We start from the raw sequence: 18,221 nt of genomic DNA, 5'->3' as shown, positions 1-18,221 counted from the left end.
TACAAAACAGACTGGGACGAAACATTTCACTTCCCTTTTTAGCGTTCGCAACGAAAAACTGGAACCGCGCCACAGCGCGATTCCAGTTTTTCTTATGCTCATGTGGGATGTATTTTTTGCACTTATGTCCCAGCCTGTTTATATTTTATTGCACCATTACATTGAATAATTTATGGTGGATTTTTTCTTTTTCAAGATCTTTCATTTGAACAGGTTTGTCATATCCAAGCCATACAACACTTGTATAACGACCTGTCAAACCAGCCATCCAATAATCTCGGTAGTCATTTGTTGTACCTGTTTTGACTCCCAAATAACTACTGCTCGCTTGAACACCTACACCTGTACCAGAATCAGCTGTTGCTTTCATCATTTGACGAATAGATGTGACAGTTGATGGAGCCCAAACTTGTTCTTTTTTATCTGGCCATTCATATAAAAGTTTACCACTTCTTGTTTTAACAGCACGAATCGCATGTGTACGAGAATAGTTCCCATTGATAAAAGAAGTGTAGGCATCTGCTAATTGAACAGAGGACATACCATCGGTGAATCCACCAAGCGCAGCTGTATAATACAAGTCTTTTTTCGTTGCACGATCAAATGTGAAAGGTTGCATGTAATTGAACGCTTTTTTTATGCCGACACGATCGAAGATACGAAGAGCTACTGTATTATACGAATTTTTGAATGCATTTTCTAATGAAACAATACCAACCTTTTCGTTACCATAATTTTGTGGACAATAGTCGTTTACACAATATTGGGAAGCATCAATCGTTGAATCAGGTGTTACACGATAGTTTTCAAAATAAGGGCCGTAATCTAAAATCGGTTTAATTGCAGAACCTGGCTGACGTTTTGCTTGATAAGCACGATTAAAGTCATATTTCTCATAACCTTTTCCAGCGTATACTGCGACAATCTCGCGACGCTCGTTATCAATAACAGTTCCAGCTGCTTGCAATTTACCACGACCACTTAAGATTGTATTAGCACCTTTTGTTACTTGACGTTGTTTCTTTCGATCTAAACTCGTTTCGATAATCAAACCATTGTGTAAAACTTCATTTACACGTTCTGTTAATGCTTTATTAACTGCTGCAAAAGCAGCGCCTGTCTTCGCTTGTTCAAATTGTTTATGATAGCCATCTACCTCTGAAATTAAACTTCTGAGTTCATACATAACGTATGTACTATATTCAGGATATTTTTGTGTTTTCTTTTTGATTGAAATTGAAATGGTTTCCTTTTTGAACTTCGCTGCCTCTTCTTCTGTTAAGATTTCTTTCTCAACCATCTTATCTAGTAATCGTTCTTGACGCTTTTTCGTATTTTCAAAGTTTCGAAGAGGATCATATAGACTTGGGTTATTCGGAATCGCTGCAATAAAAGCCATTTCAGCTTTTGAAAGTTCTGGTAAGGGCTTGTTAAAATAATAGGTTGAAGCAGCACCCACACCATAAACACCATTTGCAAAATACATTTCATTCAAATAATCATTTAAAATCTCATCTTTAGATTCTTTTTTCTCTAACTCATAAGCATAAAATAATTCGAGCATTTTTCGTTCATACGTTTTTTCTTGCGATAGATAGCGCATACGAACGAGTTGTTGTGTGATAGTACTACCACCTTGTGAAGTCTCACCACTTGAACGATTTGCCATGACTGCACGCATGATTGCTGTTAAATCAAATCCAATATGGTCATAAAAACCTGCATCTTCCGATAAAACGAATAGTTGCTGTGCGAATGATGGAATATCGCCTAATTTTAATGGGTCACGCCATTCAGAGTATTCTTCTGAAAAGAGAACATTATCTTGGTCTTTTAATAGTGTAGGATTAATCGGTTGTTGATCCTTAATTTCAATGGCGGAGGAGAATTGCTTACTAAAATTTTTTGCTGAAATGAGTTCTATACCAATCTTATTAAATAAAAAGATGAGCAGAGGCAAGCTACAAATAATCAGCATAATGCCGAGTGCCTTTCTCACAGTCAATCCTCCTCATATGATTTCAATGTAAATTATACCGTCATAGCATAGCATAAAAAGTAAGTTTATGACTTACCTTTTATTATATCGTCCAAATCTTGTAAAGGTTTCTTGTCTACGACGTATAAAATAATCCATGCGATGAAAAATAGTGCTGCAGTCACATAGAAAACAGCAGAGATAGAAAAAATACCACTTACAAAGCCACCGATTAGTGGACCGATAATGTTACCGAAGAATCGGAAGCTCGTATTGTAACCCATTACTTCTCCTTGGACAGTAACAGGTGCCTCACGACGAATGAGTGCTGTTGTAATCGGAATTAAGCCACCAAGTACCGTTCCGTAAACTAAACGTAAAAGAATTAATTGCCATAGAGCTGTAACCCAAGCTTGTGGAATCATGAAGATGACAGCGAGACCTAGTAAGATGAACAGTACTTTTTCATAACCAATATGATCACCTAAACGCCCCCAAAAACGTGCAAATAGAATATTCCCAAGACCAGCTGCACTGAATGTTAAACCAGCTAAGAATGTTACTTGTGTGACATCATGCGTTAAATCAGCCACATATAAAGAAAGAAGCGGTTGAATGGAGAAATTCCCGATTTGAATAAGCGATGTAATCAGCATGACATTGAATAATAAGCGGTGTTTAAAAATACCACGGAGTACTTGTCTGCGTGAATAGATTTGACGTGCTTTTTTACTTACAGCTGCGCGTACTTCTTTTACACCGAAGAAGATGATGATACCAGCGAGTAAGACAGAAGCAGATGTGATGAAGAAAGTGTATTGGAAACCAAAAGCATCGGCTAATAATCCACCTACAATGGGACCAAATAGAGAACCAGATACACTACCCATTTGAAGTGTTCCAAGTGTCTTACCTGCTTCTTTTTTCTCCGTTTGTGTACTAATGAAAGCGAGTGAAGTGGGGATGAATCCTGTAACGACACCCATTGCTAAACGAAGGAAGAAGAATTGCCAAACATTCTCTACATACCCCATTAAGAGAATACTAATGGCTAGACCAATCGCATTAATGATAAGAATCGGCTTATAGCCATACTTATCTGCGATGCGTCCCCAAATGGGTGACATGATGAATGCAGATATGAAGGTCGCTCCGAAGATTAAGCCTGACCATTTTTGAACATAGCCTTCTGAAAAATGACCGAGTGTTTCGATGTATAAAGAGAGGAAGGGCATAATCATCGTCATCGTCCCAGCGACTAAAAGATTGGAAATCCAAATGATGATAAAATTACGTTTTTGAAGACTCATAAAATCACGTTCTTTCTATATATTAATGAAAATGTAGTTAAACACTGAATTAAAATGGTTTTTATGATAGAATATGACGGTACAATTCAGAAGGTATTTTCGCGTGTATCGCTTAAAATTCCCTTTTGAGAAAATGCATAAACTTATCGTATAAAAGGAGAGACAATTATGTTTCCACAATTAAACCAAGAAGTACAAGAAAACGAAATCCTAGTTGAAATGGATACAACAATGGGTCCAATTCAAATCAAATTATTCCCAGAGTTAGCGCCAAAAACAGTAGAAAACTTTGTAACACATGCAAAGAATGGCTACTACGACGGTATTATTTTCCACCGCATTATTAAAGATTTCATGATTCAAGGTGGAGACCCAACTGGTACAGGTATGGGCGGCGAATCAATTTATGGTTCAACATTTGAAGATGAATTCAACCCTGAGTTAATGAACTTACGCGGCGCATTATCAATGGCGAATGCGGGTCCAGGAACAAACGGTTCACAATTCTTCATCGTACAAGCGAAAAATGTTCCTTCAAACATGTTAAAACAAATGCAAGATTATGATTACCCAGAAGAAGTAATCAAAGCTTATGCTGAAAACGGCGGTACACCATGGTTAGACGGTAAACATACAGTATTCGGTCACGTTGTAAGTGGCATGGATGTTGTAGATGGAATGGCTGACGTAGAAAAAGACGGTCGTGACAAACCAGTAGAAGATATCTCAATTAAGAGCATTAAAGTAATTGAAAAATAATGCATAATAAAACTCCGATATGCCGTAGCATATCGGAGTTTTTTTTGACCTACGAGATGCTTACGATAATGCTTGAATAAAGCGTTTTACAGCTTCTTTCAAAGTTTCGCGTGTACAAGCGATGTTCATTCGAAGGAAACCATCGAATGGTGCACCGTATTTTGTACCGGGATCAAGTGCGACCCCTGCATCTAATAGTTTTTGCATCATTTCTTTTTCAGTCATACCTGTTTGGCGCATATCTAACCATAATAGATACGTTGCATCAGGATGTTTTATGTTAATTTTTGGAAGTTTTTGTGTGATGGTATCAATCACATAGCGTACATTCTCATTCAGATAATCGATTAAAGCATGTAACCATGCTTCAGATTCTTCGGAGAAAGCAGCTTGTACAGCTGTTAAAGCAAATGTGTTAAGACCCATTTGACTATGACTTTCCATTGTTTTTCGAATCATTTGACGTTTCTTTGCATCGGTTACAATCATCATAGCAGCTTGAATACCAGCGATATTGAATGTTTTTGTTGGTGCAACACATGTGATGACATTATCAGCATGTGAAGAAGCTTTTGCGAATGGAATATGTTGTGTACCGTTTAGAATTAAATCACTATGAATTTCATCAGAAAGTACAATGACACCATTTTCAGCACAAATTGTATCAATTCTTTTCAGAACATCTTCAGACCAAACCGTTCCAGATGGATTATGTGGATGACAGAAAATGAACAGTTTAACATCATCTTTTTTAGCTTGCTCTTCAAAAGATTCAAAATCGAATGTGTAGACACCATTTTCTTCATGCAGTGGTGCATAGGCTACTTGGCGATGTAGTTTTTTAGGTACATTAAAGAATGGAGGATAGATGGGTGCATTCACAAGCGCAGTATCTCCTTCATTCGTAAAAGCTTCAACAATTGTTGAAATAGCAGGCACAACGCCTTGATGATAAAGTACAGATTCTGTTGGTACATGCCAGTCGTTTCGACGTGCTAGCCATGAAGTTACAGAAGAAGCACATGCCTCATCTTCAAATGTGTAGCCGAATAGCGGGAAATCCATACGTGCTTTTAAAGCGTTCGTAATCGTTTCAGGTGCAGCAAAGTCCATATCTGCTACCCACATTGGAATAATTTTTGAAGCATCTGGAATAGAATAAATCTTCTCCATTAAATCCCACTTAAGTGAGCTTGTATTTCTACGTGAATAAGTTTCGTCAAAATTAAACATTCATACCCCTTCTTTCTGTCAGCATTTGCTCTTTTGTGCACTTTTGTTCGTAATTATGTTATCATGTCCTTTATCAAAATAAAATATGTAGGTGAACAACATGGATGTAAAGGAAATGAATAGAAAAGTGATTCACATGGTTGAACAGTGGAATCCTTTAAACCTAGAACGTGAATCCTATAAGGTAGAAGCAGAACAAGTCTTAACTACGTTGCAACAAGTAGACGATCCATCTGATTTAGGTAAAAGCATTCAAGAAATCTACCAACATTCTTTCCAACAATGGATTCCGCTCGAAAAGTGTGTGGAAATTTCATATAAATTACTTGCCATTAAATTTGAAATGAAAAGTATTTTATAAAATTTCGTATTACGAATTAATAGTAGCATATTCAAAATGTGAAATACAGTATTGTGTAGTGCGAAATGAATACATAGAAAAAGGAGTTACACCATTTAATTGGTTGTACCTCCTTTTTTGTATCTATTCATCATGTAGACCATCCACCAAGTTTGCAACAGGAATTTCAAGTGCATTTGATAACATGAGTAATGTCGGTTCAGTCGGAATTTCTTCACCTGTTTCATAACGTAATAATTTTTCAGTACCAATCCTCGTTTTTAACGATAATTCTTCAAGTGAAAGTCCTCTTTCTGCTCGACTTACTCGTAATTGGGTTGCAATCTCTTGTTGCATCATATTCAACACATCCTTTTTAAAATAAAAGTATTAATAATAATAAATTCACGTTTTAAAAAGCTTTTAAACATTATATTTCATGAAAAAGTGACAGTTTGATTACAAGGTTTAACTAAATAAAAAGAATGGGTTGGGGAATACGTGTAAAATATCATCTCACATGAGCATAAAAAAACTAGAATCACGCCACAGCGTGGTTCCAGTTTTTCGTTGCGAATTCTAAAAATGGGATTGAAATGTTTTGTTCCATCCTATTCTGGTGAGTATTATCCTTTAATCCCTTGATATAACACAATAATGATGGCGATTGGTGCAACATAACGTACAAGAATACGCCAAATAGTAAATACCCATGGTTTCACAGGTAGTTCCTCTAATTGTTCTGCGCGTTTTAATTGATAACCAGCAAATAGTGCCATTAATAAAGCACCGATCGGCATACCAATTGAGTTTGTGAAGAAATCAGCAAAATCAAAGATTGAGCGACCTAGAATTTGTACATTCGCTAGCTTTCCGAATGATAAGGCACTTGGAATCCCAATGATAAAAATACCAATTCCACATAACCAAGCGTACTTTTTACGTTTTTCGAATTTACTTCCCATTGCTGTTGCAACTACAATTTCAAGCATTGCAATAGCCGAAGTGATTGTAGCGAATAGTAGTAAGATGAAGAAAATGATTAAAAAGATGGAACCGAGTGGAATGTGTTGGAATACAGCTGGAATAATAATAAATACAAGACCAGGACCTTGGTCTGGCGAGAAGCCGAGTGCAAAGACGGCAGGGAAAATAACAAGACCTGCAAGAATTGAAATCCCAATGTTCATCCAAGCGACATTCATAGCAGATGAACCAAGACGCACATCTTTTTTCAAATAAGAAGCATATGTGAGCATTGCTGCTACACCGACACTTAGTGAGAAGAATGCTTGACCAAGCGCAAGTAATAATGTTTTTCCTGTTAAATAGCTCCAATCAGGAACAAACATGAATTTAATTCCATCCATTGCACCGTCTAATGTCATCGAGCGAATTGCTAAAATGATGAAGAACACAAATAGTAAAGGCATCATCCATTTACTTGCTTTTTCAACACCATTTTGAATCCCGCTTGAGATGATTAAGATGACGATAAGTAAGAATGCCCCTTGTGCTAATACAACTTCCCATGCATTCAACGTTAAATTTCCGAATAATTCTGCGAAGAAATTTTCGTCATTGCTTGAGAGCTTGAAGCCAATTGCACGAACAAGATAGCTTAAAATCCATCCGCCTACCACACTGTAGAATGATAAGATAATGCCTGATAAGATAAAGCCAAGCCAACCCGTTAAAAACCACGGTGTACGAGGTGCTTGTTTTTTAAATGATGTCACAGCGTCACTTTGTCCGCGACGACCAATCATAAATTCTGCGACGAGTATAGGTAAACCGATTACTAAAGTACATAATATAAATAAAATAATAAATACACTACCACCGTTAGTACCAGCCATATATGGGAACTTCCAAATAGCCCCTAATCCAATCGCACTGCCCGCAGCAGCTAAGATAAAGCCAATTTTAGAAGCAAATTGATCCCTTTTTGACACGATGTATATCCTCCTTATAAATACGATTGTTTCATTTTACAACAATATTCTGAAAAAATACATGACTATAATTGTAAAAATAGAAAATTCATATCTTCTAAAGTGGTGTGAATTGGTAGATTCTTTGCCCGACATACAGTGCTGTGCTATACTGCTAAATGAATATATAACAGCATTTAAAATTGAATAGTTAGAAAGTGGGATGACGAGATGTCAAACAAATATAAAGTAGGAGACGTGGTGACAGGGAGAGTGACAGGGATTCAACCATACGGCGCTTTTGTTTCGTTAGATGGGCAAACGCAAGGATTGGTGCATATATCTGAAATCACGTATGGTTTTGTCAAAAACATTACAGATTTCATCTCTGTCGGTGATTTAGTAAAGGTGAAGATTTTAGAAGTAGAAGATGCGAATAAGAAAATTAGTTTATCCATTCGTGCGCTACAAGAAAAACCACCGAAAAAGAAAGAATTGCCACCGCGTAAGTCATTACAAGATCGAGTAAATGAACGAGACGCTGTCGGATTTAATTCTTTAAAAGAAAAGCTCGATCAGTGGATTAAAGAATCTGGAATTGAATAACATCTCTACAACCACTTTACTCTAAAATTTTATTCGAGTTAGAATAAAGTAGTATTGTTTTTAAACAAAATTAAAAAGAAGAGTTTGAGACATAAACATTTTGTTATGTCCCGGGCTCTTCTTTTTATATGTGACAATCTGTTATTTACCGATTAAAACAAATACATTTTCATCAGGAGCCTGCATAACCGCTACATGTCCCCCTAAGTGATTGGGGAAAGGAGTGCGTATCCATATAACTTTTTCATTGTCTTTTAACATTTCATAAGTTTCTTGCACATCCGATACGATAATTTCGGTTTCAGAAAATTGTAAATCAGGATTATCTTTTAAAACGAGTTCTGAATTGCCATCAGGGAAAGTCATTCCTACAAGTCTCCACTTGTTCTGTTCATCTTGAAAAGTATCCCATGATTTAGTTAATCCGAGCATTTCATAAAAGCGAATCGATTTTTCAATATCTTGTGTATAAATTGCAACGCATTCAATCTTTCTCCACATAAAATAAAGCACCCCTTCAAATGAGAATATATGTTCTCATTTGATTATAGGGTAAAATACTTCAAAAGAAAACTAAATCCTTATTTAATTATTTTTTAATTTACGCAATCGATATTGTAAGTTTTGACGACTCATTCCAAGGGCCTCAGCAGCTTTTGTAATGTTATGACCGTATTTATCAAGTACCTTATTTAAATAATAGGCCTCTGCTTCACGTAAATAATTGTCTAAAGGCATCAGTTCTTGTTCAGCTTGGATAACAAAATCCTCTGCATGAAGGGGCGTACTATCACGATATTCTTGTACCTTTAATTTAAAATGATGTGGTAGTAAGTCATACGTAATATACTCCTCATTCGAAATCATCGTACTCATCTCATCTAATAACACTTCAAGTTCTTTCAAATTCCCTGGCCAGTCATAGTGCTGGAAAAGTTGTTCTACTTCATTTGTGACTCCTTTAATTTGACTACCGAAAATACGACGATAGCGTGCTAAATAGTCTTGAATGAAAGGTCCCATATCGCTCAAACGCTCACGTAGAGGCGGTACAGTAATGGATACAGATGCAAAGAAATAGTATAAATCTTTTAATAGCACTTGTTCAGCAATTAAATCAATGGGATCGTTGCCAACGCTTGCGATGAAAAGATGTTCTGTTGAATACGTTTCAAGTACTTGAAGTAATGCTTTTTGTTGCTCAAGCGATAAAAATTCGATTCGTTCGCAAAAGATTGTACAACTGTTATGCTCTTCTAATTGCTTTGTTAATTTCTCAACCATATGTTCATCAGAACGATTGCAATACAATGTAATAAATTCATCAGGCACTGGAACAGTTGCATAATGAATTCCTTCAGCAATCAAGTCTTTTCCAGTACCCGATTCACCAATTAAAAGTACGGGTAACTTAGCAATAGCAGCTTTTTTTGCAATTTGAACGACGCGCTTCATTTCAGGTGAAACAGCTGTAATTACATCAAATGTAATGGGTTCCCCGTAACGCTGTAAAGGTTGATTTACTAATTTCTCAAGTGTTGTAATATCACGTGCAAATTCGATAGCCCCGACAATTTCATCATGTTGTTTAACCGGATATGTATCATTGATTGTTGTAATCTCTTGGCCATTATGATTCCAATACGTTTGTTTAATATTCAACACAGGCTCACCTGTTTGCAACACATAAAGTAATGTTGATTCATCTGCATTATTAAAACGAAAAATATCTAAGATGGAACGATCTGACATATCCTCTAAGTTCAATCCTTCAATTTTTTTCATCTGTTCATTATAAATAATCGTTTGACCCTGTGCATTAATTGCATGAATCCCTACTGTTGAGTGTTCGGTTAAAAATTCATAAAATACTGTTAAATCAAGGTTTTTCTCCATATTTTCGCTCACTCCGTAAAAAAATTTGTTAAAATTACAATTTTTCTCTTGAAAAACGCAACATTCTCTTGCATTATTATAAGTGTAAAGGATAAAGAAACGCAAATATTTTTTGCGCTTTCTTTTTAACACACAAAGGAGGACTAGAAATGATTCCATACAAAACAGAACCATTAACAGATTTTTCGAAAGAGGAAAATCGTCAAGCATATAGAGAGGCCATCCAAAAAGTTCAACAAGAACTTGGAAAAGATTATCCGTTAATTATTGGTGGCGAAAAAATCGTTACAGAAGATAAAATCACTTCTTATAACCCAGCGAAGAAAACTGAAGTTGTAGGTACAGTGTCGAAAGCAACTCAAGAATTAGCTGAAAAAGCAATGCAAGTTGCAGACGAAACATTCAAAACTTGGAGTAAAGTAGATCCTGCAGTTCGTGCAGACATTCTATTCAAAGTAGCTGAAATTACAAAACGTCGTCGCCATGAAATGTCAGCGATGATGACACTTGAAGCAGGTAAACCATGGGTAGAGGCAGATGCAGATACAGCAGAAGCAATCGACTTCTTCGAATACTATGCACGCCAAATGCTTGAACTAAAAGACGGTAAACCAGTTCTTTCACGTCCAGGCGAGTTCAATAAATTTGATTACCGTCCACTAGGGGTTGGCGTAGTCATCTCACCATGGAACTTCCCATTCGCAATTATGGCAGGTACAACAGTAGCGGCTGTCGTAACAGGTAATACAGTACTATTAAAACCAGCTTCAACAACACCAGTAATCGCTTATAAGTTCATGGAGATTCTTGAAGAAGCAGGTCTCCCAGCAGGCGTAGTGAACTACGTACCAGGTTCTGGCGCAGAAGTTGGCGACTACTTAGTAGATCACCCACGTACTCGTTTTGTATCATTCACAGGTTCACGTGATGTTGGTTTACGTATCAACCAACGTGCTTCTGTATTAAATGAAGGACAAATTTGGATTAAACGTGTCATCGCTGAAATGGGCGGTAAAGATACAATCTTAGTTGATAAAGAAGCGGATTTAGAATTAGCTGCACAAGCAATTGTAAAATCAGCATTCGGTTTCTCGGGTCAAAAATGTTCAGCATGTTCACGTGCAGTCATCGTAGAAGATGTTTACGATCAAGTGGTTGAACGTGTAACAGAATTAACAAAAGAATTAACAATCGGTGATCCAACAGATGGCGATAACTTCATGGCAACTGTAATCGATGCAGCAGCATACAAAAAAATCACTTCTTACTTCGATGTAGCGAAAGAAGAAGGTCGTATTGCAGTAGGCGGTACAGCAGATGATTCAGTTGGTTACTTTGTACATCCAACAGTTGTTGTAGACGTTGCACCAACAGCTCGTCTAATGCAAGAAGAAATCTTTGGACCAATCGTTGCGATTGCAAAAGCAAAAGACTTTGAAGAAGGTTTAGCGATTGCGAACAATACAGAATACGGTTTAACAGGTGCTGTTATTTCAACAAACCGCGAACACATCGAACGTGCACGCGAAGACTTCTTCGTAGGTAACTTATACATTAACCGTGGTTGCACAGGCGCAATCGTAGGTTACCAACCATTCGGTGGTTATAACATGTCAGGTACTTGCTCTAAAGCAGGCGGTCCAGACTTCTTAACATTACACATGCAATCAAAATCAGTTTCAGAAGCATTTTAATTTATGTGGATGAGGGGTTTTTACGCCCCTCATTTTTATCCACTGTTATAAAGCGTTTACATATAAACAACAAGGAGGAAAACAAGATGACAATTACACAAAATATTATTGAACAAACAAACTCAATCGGTGCAAAAAACTATTTACCACTTCCAATCGTTATTTCAGAAGCAGAGGGTGTATGGGTAACAGATCCAGAAGGTAACAAGTATATGGATATGCTTTCAGCTTACTCAGCGGTAAACCAAGGACACCGTCATCCGAAAATTATCCAAGCCTTAAAAGACCAAGCGGATCGTGTAACATTAACTTCACGTGCATTCCACTCAGATCAATTAGGTCCATGGTATGAAGCTGTTAGCGAATTAACAGGTAAAGAAATGGTTCTTCCAATGAATACAGGTGCAGAAGCTGTTGAAACAGCATTCAAAGCTGCGCGTCGTTGGGCATATGATGTAAAAGGCGTTCCAGATGGTCAGGCAGAAGTAATCGCATGTAACGGTAACTTCCACGGACGTACAATGTTAGCTGTATCATTAACATCAGATCCTGAATATCGTCGTGGATTCGGTCCATTATTACCAGGAATTAAATTAGTAGATTACGGTGATATCGAACAACTAAAAGAAGCAATTACACCAAATACTGCAGCATTCATGATTGAACCAATTCAAGGTGAAGCAGGAATCGTATTACCACCAGCTGGTTTCTTAAAAGCAGCGCGCGAACTTTGTCGTGAACATAACGTTCTATTTATTGCAGACGAAATTCAAGCAGGTCTTGCACGTACAGGTAAAATGTTTGCTTGTGAATGGGAAGATGTAAACCCAGACATGTATATTTTAGGTAAAGCACTTGGTGGTGGTGTATTCCCAATCTCATGTGTTGTAGCAGATAAAGATGTACTTGGTGTATTCAATCCAGGTTCACATGGTTCAACATTCGGTGGTAACCCACTTGCTTGTGCCGTATCAATTGCAGCTTTAAATGTATTAAAAGATGAAAAATTAGCTGAACGCTCTCAAGAGTTAGGCGAATACTTCATGGGTAAATTACGTGAAATTAAAAACCCTCATATTAAAGAAGTACGTGGTCGCGGTTTATTCATCGGTTTAGAACTAGATGTAGAAGCACGTCCATACTGTGAAGAATTAATGGAATTAGGTCTATTATGTAAAGAAACACACGATACAGTTATCCGTTTTGCTCCTCCTCTTGTCATTACAAAAGAAGAATTAGATTGGGCAATCGAAAGAATCCAAAAAGTGTTTTCAAAATAAACCCAAAATAAGAGAAAATGGAACTAAACTGTGTTACAATATGTGCGAATCAATATGATGGGATTTCCAAAAAAATACTTTCTCATATGATTGCAAATTATTAAATAGTAAAGAGGCGAAAAAATCAAATGGCAGAAAATCTAAACCTGTTCACATCTACGCAAGAAGTAATTAAAAAAGCTCTTCAAAAACTTGGCTATGATGAAGGCATGTACGAATTATTAAAAGAACCACTTCGTATGCTAGAAGTGCGTATTCCAGTCAAAATGGATAACGGACAAGTAAAAGTATTTACAGGATACCGTGCACAACATAATGATGCTGTAGGACCAACAAAAGGTGGCGTACGTTTCCACCCGAATGTTTCTGAAGAAGAAGTAAAAGCTTTATCAATGTGGATGACATTAAAAGCAGGTATTGTAGACCTACCATATGGTGGCGGTAAGGGTGGCGTAATCTGTGACCCACGTCAAATGTCAATGGGTGAACTAGAACGTCTAAGTCGTGGTTATGTACGAGCTACAAGTCAAATTGTAGGACCAACGAAAGATATTCCAGCACCAGACGTTTTCACAAATGCTCAAATCATGGCATGGATGATGGACGAATACAGCCGAATGGATGAATTCAACTCTCCAGGATTCATTACAGGTAAACCAATTGTATTAGGTGGTTCTTTAGGACGCGATAAAGCAACTGCACAAGGTGTCACAATCGTCATTGAAGAAGCAGCAAAACGTCGTAACATTGATATTAAAGATGCACGTATTGTCATCCAAGGTTTTGGTAATGCAGGTAGCTTCTTAGCTAAGTTCATGAGTGATTTAGGTGCAAAAGTAGTTGGTATCTCAGATGCTTACGGTGCACTTTATGATCCAGAAGGTTTAGATATTGATTATTTATTAGATCGCCGCGACAGCTTTGGAACCGTAACAACTCTATTTGAAAATACAATTTCAAACAAAGAATTACTAGAATTAGAATGTGATATTCTAGTACCAGCAGCGATTGAAAACCAAATTACTGCAGAAAACGCACATCGTATTAAAGCAGGGATCGTAGTAGAAGCAGCAAATGGCCCAACAACTTCAGAAGCAACAAAAATTCTGAATGAACGTGGCATTTTACTTGTACCAGATGTACTTGCAAGTGCTGGTGGCGTAACAGTTTCTTACTTTGAATGGGTACAAAACAATCAAGGTTACTACTGGACAGAAGAAGAAGTAAACGAAAAGTTACTTAAAAAGATGGTAGAAGCATTTGATAATGTTTATACTGTAGCCACTTCACGTAATATTGATATGCGTTTAGCAGCTTATATGGTAGGCGTTCGTAAAACAGCAGAAGCATCTCGCTTCCGTGGCTGGGTATAATTGTTCCCAAAACAAATCATATGAACATAAGAAAACCGGAATCGCGTTGTGTCGCGATTCCGGTTTTTCATTTTACTAAAAAGGGAAATGAACTATTTTGTTATTTTTGAACAAAATAGACTTTTTGAGAAGGGAGCTCTAGACAATTCAATTGTCCACCGAAAGTTGCACCACCATCGATGCCGATAATACGATTTTCACCAAAATAAATTTTATTATTCAAGCGATCTTGATGTAAATGCTTTGTAGGGGTATGGCCGAAAATAACTATTTTTTGTCCCTCATATTTTTGGTGGAATTCATCGCGAATCCAAAGCAAACTCTTTTTCGTATTTTGATTGAAAGGGATATGTGGATCAACACCTGCATGTACGAAAATATAATTGTCTTGTTCAATCGACGTATCAAGATGACGGATAAACTCTAAATGTTTGATAAGATCTTCGCATAAAAAATTGTGTAAAGAAAAGTCATGTAAATCGCCAGCTTTTTTTAAATCTTTTTCAGTAAATCCATAACTACGCATCGTTGCCAAACCACCCGCAGTATAAAGTCAAAAATCCCACTCGTATTTATTCTCTTTTTCAAATACATCGAGCATAATTTGCTCATGATTCCCCATCAACACTTTTGCGCCATTCTCTTTTAACGTCATAATAAAATCGAGTACCTCTTTTGAAGCAGGACCACGGTCGATATAGTCACCTAATAAAATAAGTTGATCTTTAGCATCATCAGCATCATCATATTTTACTTGTTCTAGTAGTTCTTTAAAAAGATATAACTCACCATGAATATCACTAATTAATAATGTTCGACTCATATGAACCTCCTAGTCCTTCGTTTTCAGTTGGTCAGGTCTTTCGCCAATATGTCGCCAATTTGTTACGCCATCATCTTCATCAAAAAGAATCGTGACACGTGATACTTTCTTTTGTGCGAGTAAGATCTCCATTAAGTGATCCCGAATATCATCGACATATGCAAAAGATAAAGTAGGATCAACCTCTGCCATGAGTTCCACATGTAGGAATTCACCTTCTTTAATGACTTCTAGTCGTTTAATGTCACGAATGTTTGGATCATCTGATACAAGATAAGCGATATGATTCAACATTTCTTCATCTGTTTCTCCGATTGCACCACGTGCATTTTCTAAAAATACAGTACCTACAACATAGAACATCATTAAACCAATTAAGATAGAAGCAATACCTTCAGCAGCCTCAAATCCAGTTAAGTGAGAAATCACAACTGAGATAATCGCGATGACACCACCACCTGTAGCAACAGAGTCTTCCATAAAGACGAGTTTCGTTGCAGGTTTCGCATTTTTTAAATGTTTAAGCGCTTTTGGGATAGCTGTTAGAGGATTTGTTTTCTCTCCAGCATCTTGTGCAATCTCAGTTGCAGCTTTTATTAATACACTTCCTTCTAGTATAACCCCGACTGCTAAAACCGAGATTGTAATCCATAAACCTGTAGAAGTTGTTGGGTGAATAATATGATTAATTCCTTCTACAATTGTTTCATAAGCTAAAATACCAACAATTAATACGGCACCTAGACAGACGAGATTAACAACGCGACCAAATCCAGTTGGGAATTTTGGAGTAGGTGCTTTCTTTGAAAGGGCAGAACCAATAAATACAAAAAACTGATTGGCTGCGTCTCCGAGAGAGTGCATCATTTCAGCGAACATCGCAACGTTACCTGTAAAGAAAAAAGCAACTCCTTTTACAATGCCTAAAACTAAATTGACGATAGCAGCCAGTAAAGAAGGTTTATTACCTTGTTTTAATAAATGGAATATTTCTTTCATATGAAACCTCTTTCTTCTTATAGAATAGTTACCTCAATATGATTAATAAAAGGAAGTGATTTGAATTTTTTATAAACAGCAAAAGTATCTGTTTTTTCAACGAATGAGAGTTGAACACTAATTTCATGGTAAACAACATGATCTGGATATTCTAAGTCCTTAATTTTTAACTTCTCCATAATGAACTCATTGCTTTCCAGATAATCAATCACTTTTTCGATATCTTCCATACTCTCCAAACGAATCAATACTTGGACGTCTTGCAAGCGAAGACGTTCCGGGCCGAACTTTGTAAAGATGGGTGCAATGACTTCAACTCCAAGTAAGACTACAAGGACAGATAAAATCGCAGGTATATAAAATCCAGCACCTACTGCTATACCAATACCCGCTGCGCCCCAAATCATAGCAGCAGTTGTTAAGCCACTAATTGTATCATCCGTTCTTCTTAAAATAACACCAGCACCAAGGAAACCAATACCGCTAACTACTTGTGCAGCGAGACGTAGAGGATCCATTGTAATGTTAATACCAGGAACTGGCGTTGCTTGATGAACAGCTTGTACAGAGATAATTGTTAACAGACAACTAAATGTTGCGATTACAAGTGATGTCTTTAAACCGACAGGCTTCTTCTTTAATTCACGCTCTACCCCGATGATTAAACTTAATATTGCAGCGATTGCCATTTTTAATGTAGATTCTAAAACAAAAGCTGTATCTGCAAAAAACTCCATAAAATCAACTCTTTCAAATAAGTATTTATAAAGCATCGTACAACATAACTACCTATGATATGATAGGTGAGTGTTTTAGGTTATTGTACTATAAAATGGAAAAAGTTATATAGAGGAAGTGGGTGTTATACATCATGGAGAAACCAATAGTGCATCCATTAATAGTTATTTTTATCGGTGTCATCTCTGTATCTGCCTCAGCAATCTTTGTAAAGTTAGCAGATACAACAGCTGGTACGACAGCTTTTTATCGTATGTTTTTGTCCGTATTGATTATGTTACCGTTATTTTTGAACCGTCATGTACACGAATTAAAACAGCTTGTTAAAAGAGATTGGATTTTTTCTTCGATTGCAGGCGTATTGTTAGCATTTCATTTTATCTTATGGTTTGAGTCATTAAACTATACATCTGTTGCGAGTTCAACTGTATTAGTAACGTTACAGCCTCTATTCGCTGTCTTTGGTACATATTTTTTCTTTAAAGATCGAGTAGGTGCAAAAGGGATTTTAGCAATGGCCATTGCTATTGGAGGTAGTGTATTAATTAGTTGGGGAGATTTTAAAGTAGGGGGTACAGCCTTTTACGGTGATATATTAGCTTTAATTGCATGTGCATTTGTAACAGGTTATATGTTATTCGGACAAGATGTGAGAAGACGAGTAGGTTTGACAACATACACAATGATTGTTTACACAGTTAGTACAATTACATTAGCTCTTTATGTATGGATTAAAGGGGAAACTTTTATTGTTATAAGACCAATGGATTGGTTCTGGTTTGGGTTATTAGCCATCGTACCAAATTTATTGGGGCACAACTTATTTAACTGGGCTTTAAAATATGTATCTGCTAATACGATTTCAATTGCTATTTTGTTTGAACCAGTAGGCGCATCTATTTTAGCTTACTTTATATTTGCAGAGAAATTAATCGCTACACAGTACATAGGTGGAAGTATTGTAATTGTTGGTATTCTACTTTATATAGTAGATGGTAAAAAACTTTTGAAATTATTTCAGAAAAACTCTTGATTTTCTTAACGGCATATATTATATTTATATATGTCGTTAAGACAACGTTGAAAGCAACGAAATAATACTTCGAAAATTATGTTAAAAAAGTTATTGACAACTTAGAAGTATAAATGGTAGTATAAAGTAGTTGTTAACAAAACAACGAAAAATAAAAATAAAAAATATGTTGACAACAACTTGAAGTTTTGTTAAGATATTAAAGTCGCTAACGCGAGTTAGTAA

16 protein-coding genes and 1 pseudogene are annotated in these 18,221 nt (G+C 36.6%); 7 read left to right on the top strand and 10 right to left on the bottom strand.

Going from position 1 to position 18,221, the window contains the following annotated elements:
• Positions 1 to 145 precede the first annotated feature (145 nt).
• Both ACKVQX_RS08795 and ACKVQX_RS08790 read right to left on the bottom strand, forming a co-directional pair.
• Positions 146 to 1,999: a transglycosylase domain-containing protein gene (locus ACKVQX_RS08795; protein ID WP_068451551.1), complete on the bottom strand. Its 1,854-nt coding sequence runs from the start codon at positions 1,997 to 1,999 to the stop codon at positions 146 to 148.
• 65 nt (positions 2,000 to 2,064) lie between these two features.
• The gene (locus ACKVQX_RS08790) at positions 2,065 to 3,288 is read right to left on the bottom strand and encodes an MFS transporter (RefSeq protein WP_068451555.1); all 1,224 of its coding nucleotides are present in this window, start codon (positions 3,286 to 3,288) and stop codon (positions 2,065 to 2,067) included.
• A 168-nt stretch (positions 3,289 to 3,456) separates the two neighbouring features.
• Between ACKVQX_RS08790 and ACKVQX_RS08785 the strand changes: the two genes are divergently transcribed.
• Positions 3,457 to 4,047 (top strand): peptidylprolyl isomerase, encoded by a 591-nt coding sequence (locus ACKVQX_RS08785; protein WP_068451557.1) that lies wholly within the window; start codon positions 3,457 to 3,459, stop codon positions 4,045 to 4,047.
• A 60-nt stretch (positions 4,048 to 4,107) separates the two neighbouring features.
• On the opposite strand, the gene ACKVQX_RS08780 is transcribed toward ACKVQX_RS08785, so the two are convergent.
• Positions 4,108 to 5,280, bottom strand: a complete 1,173-nt coding sequence (locus ACKVQX_RS08780) for a MalY/PatB family protein (RefSeq protein WP_409136212.1) — start codon at positions 5,278 to 5,280, stop codon at positions 4,108 to 4,110.
• 115 nt (positions 5,281 to 5,395) lie between these two features.
• Here ACKVQX_RS08780 and ACKVQX_RS08775 point away from each other — a divergent pair, with 115 nt between their 5' ends.
• Positions 5,396 to 5,641 carry a DUF1871 family protein gene (locus ACKVQX_RS08775; protein ID WP_240626048.1) on the top strand — a complete coding sequence of 82 codons (246 nt, stop codon included), beginning with the start codon at positions 5,396 to 5,398 and terminating at the stop codon, positions 5,639 to 5,641.
• Positions 5,642 to 5,764: 123 nt separating this feature from the next.
• Here ACKVQX_RS08775 and ACKVQX_RS08770 read toward each other — a convergent pair whose 3' ends face one another.
• Both ACKVQX_RS08770 and ACKVQX_RS08765 read right to left on the bottom strand, forming a co-directional pair.
• Complete coding sequence (locus ACKVQX_RS08770; RefSeq protein WP_307723182.1) at positions 5,765 to 5,980, bottom strand: helix-turn-helix domain-containing protein; 216 nt, start codon at positions 5,978 to 5,980, stop codon at positions 5,765 to 5,767.
• A gap of 266 nt (positions 5,981 to 6,246) precedes the next feature.
• Positions 6,247 to 7,575 carry a sodium-dependent transporter gene (locus ACKVQX_RS08765; protein ID WP_087680048.1) on the bottom strand — a complete coding sequence of 443 codons (1,329 nt, stop codon included), beginning with the start codon at positions 7,573 to 7,575 and terminating at the stop codon, positions 6,247 to 6,249.
• A gap of 210 nt (positions 7,576 to 7,785) precedes the next feature.
• On the opposite strand from ACKVQX_RS08765, the gene yugI reads away from it, so the two are divergent.
• Complete coding sequence (yugI, locus tag ACKVQX_RS08760) at positions 7,786 to 8,160, top strand: S1 domain-containing post-transcriptional regulator GSP13 (protein ID WP_068451568.1); 375 nt, start codon at positions 7,786 to 7,788, stop codon at positions 8,158 to 8,160.
• A 141-nt stretch (positions 8,161 to 8,301) separates the two neighbouring features.
• Here yugI and ACKVQX_RS08755 read toward each other — a convergent pair whose 3' ends face one another.
• Positions 8,302 to 8,661, bottom strand: a complete 360-nt coding sequence (locus ACKVQX_RS08755) for a VOC family protein (RefSeq protein WP_325943524.1) — start codon at positions 8,659 to 8,661, stop codon at positions 8,302 to 8,304.
• An 84-nt stretch (positions 8,662 to 8,745) separates the two neighbouring features.
• On the bottom strand, positions 8,746 to 10,056 hold the full coding sequence (locus ACKVQX_RS08750) for a sigma 54-interacting transcriptional regulator (RefSeq protein WP_368634383.1): 1,311 nt from the start codon (positions 10,054 to 10,056) through the stop codon (positions 8,746 to 8,748).
• A 149-nt stretch (positions 10,057 to 10,205) separates the two neighbouring features.
• On the opposite strand from ACKVQX_RS08750, the gene pruA reads away from it, so the two are divergent.
• From pruA to ACKVQX_RS08735, 3 genes are all read left to right on the top strand, one after another.
• On the top strand, positions 10,206 to 11,750 hold the full coding sequence (gene pruA, locus ACKVQX_RS08745; RefSeq protein WP_068451578.1) for an L-glutamate gamma-semialdehyde dehydrogenase: 1,545 nt from the start codon (positions 10,206 to 10,208) through the stop codon (positions 11,748 to 11,750).
• A gap of 86 nt (positions 11,751 to 11,836) precedes the next feature.
• Positions 11,837 to 13,030 (top strand): ornithine--oxo-acid transaminase, encoded by a 1,194-nt coding sequence (locus ACKVQX_RS08740; RefSeq protein ID WP_087680050.1) that lies wholly within the window; start codon positions 11,837 to 11,839, stop codon positions 13,028 to 13,030.
• A 128-nt stretch (positions 13,031 to 13,158) separates the two neighbouring features.
• The gene (locus tag ACKVQX_RS08735; protein WP_068451584.1) at positions 13,159 to 14,403 is read left to right on the top strand and encodes a Glu/Leu/Phe/Val dehydrogenase; all 1,245 of its coding nucleotides are present in this window, start codon (positions 13,159 to 13,161) and stop codon (positions 14,401 to 14,403) included.
• A 100-nt stretch (positions 14,404 to 14,503) separates the two neighbouring features.
• Here ACKVQX_RS08735 and ACKVQX_RS08730 read toward each other — a convergent pair.
• The 3 genes and pseudogenes from ACKVQX_RS08730 to ACKVQX_RS08720 all read right to left on the bottom strand — a co-directional run bounded on the left by ACKVQX_RS08730 (position 14,504) and on the right by ACKVQX_RS08720 (position 16,962).
• Positions 14,504 to 15,226 (bottom strand): annotated as a pseudogene (locus tag ACKVQX_RS08730) (metallophosphoesterase).
• A 9-nt stretch (positions 15,227 to 15,235) separates the two neighbouring features.
• A complete protein-coding gene (locus ACKVQX_RS08725) occupies positions 15,236 to 16,225 on the bottom strand; it encodes a cation diffusion facilitator family transporter (RefSeq protein ID WP_068451590.1) in 990 nt (329 codons plus the stop codon).
• A 17-nt stretch (positions 16,226 to 16,242) separates the two neighbouring features.
• The gene (locus tag ACKVQX_RS08720) at positions 16,243 to 16,962 is read right to left on the bottom strand and encodes an MgtC/SapB family protein (RefSeq protein ID WP_068451592.1); all 720 of its coding nucleotides are present in this window, start codon (positions 16,960 to 16,962) and stop codon (positions 16,243 to 16,245) included.
• A gap of 134 nt (positions 16,963 to 17,096) precedes the next feature.
• Between ACKVQX_RS08720 and ACKVQX_RS08715 the strand changes: the two genes are divergently transcribed.
• A complete protein-coding gene (locus ACKVQX_RS08715) occupies positions 17,097 to 17,996 on the top strand; it encodes a DMT family transporter (protein WP_409136211.1) in 900 nt (299 codons plus the stop codon).
• The last annotated feature ends 225 nt before the right edge of the window (positions 17,997 to 18,221 follow it).

This window comes from Kurthia sp. ISK08 (assembly GCF_046159805.1).
Classification (GTDB): domain Bacteria; phylum Bacillota; class Bacilli; order Bacillales_A; family Planococcaceae; genus Kurthia; species Kurthia gibsonii.
Note: the sequence above shows the minus strand (reverse complement) of the source record. Positions and strands in the feature narration are given on the sequence as shown.

What these genes read in the sequence shown, in the direction of transcription:
- ACKVQX_RS08790 (WP_068451555.1), bottom strand. Translation starts at nt 3,288, where the DNA reads ATGAGTCTTCAAAAACGTAATTTTATCATCATTTGGATTTCCAATCTT.
- ACKVQX_RS08735 (WP_068451584.1), top strand. Translation starts at nt 13,159, where the DNA reads ATGGCAGAAAATCTAAACCTGTTCACATCTACGCAAGAAGTAATTAAA.
- ACKVQX_RS08775 (WP_240626048.1), top strand. Translation starts at nt 5,396, where the DNA reads ATGAATAGAAAAGTGATTCACATGGTTGAACAGTGGAATCCTTTAAAC.
- ACKVQX_RS08780 (WP_409136212.1), bottom strand. Translation starts at nt 5,280, where the DNA reads ATGTTTAATTTTGACGAAACTTATTCACGTAGAAATACAAGCTCACTT.
- pruA (WP_068451578.1), top strand. Translation starts at nt 10,206, where the DNA reads ATGATTCCATACAAAACAGAACCATTAACAGATTTTTCGAAAGAGGAA.
- ACKVQX_RS08720 (WP_068451592.1), bottom strand. Translation starts at nt 16,962, where the DNA reads ATGGAGTTTTTTGCAGATACAGCTTTTGTTTTAGAATCTACATTAAAA.
- ACKVQX_RS08725 (WP_068451590.1), bottom strand. Translation starts at nt 16,225, where the DNA reads ATGAAAGAAATATTCCATTTATTAAAACAAGGTAATAAACCTTCTTTA.
- ACKVQX_RS08740 (WP_087680050.1), top strand. Translation starts at nt 11,837, where the DNA reads ATGACAATTACACAAAATATTATTGAACAAACAAACTCAATCGGTGCA.
- ACKVQX_RS08715 (WP_409136211.1), top strand. Translation starts at nt 17,097, where the DNA reads ATGGAGAAACCAATAGTGCATCCATTAATAGTTATTTTTATCGGTGTC.
- ACKVQX_RS08770 (WP_307723182.1), bottom strand. Translation starts at nt 5,980, where the DNA reads ATGATGCAACAAGAGATTGCAACCCAATTACGAGTAAGTCGAGCAGAA.
- ACKVQX_RS08750 (WP_368634383.1), bottom strand. Translation starts at nt 10,056, where the DNA reads ATGGAGAAAAACCTTGATTTAACAGTATTTTATGAATTTTTAACCGAA.
- ACKVQX_RS08755 (WP_325943524.1), bottom strand. Translation starts at nt 8,661, where the DNA reads ATGTGGAGAAAGATTGAATGCGTTGCAATTTATACACAAGATATTGAA.
- ACKVQX_RS08785 (WP_068451557.1), top strand. Translation starts at nt 3,457, where the DNA reads ATGTTTCCACAATTAAACCAAGAAGTACAAGAAAACGAAATCCTAGTT.
- yugI (WP_068451568.1), top strand. Translation starts at nt 7,786, where the DNA reads ATGTCAAACAAATATAAAGTAGGAGACGTGGTGACAGGGAGAGTGACA.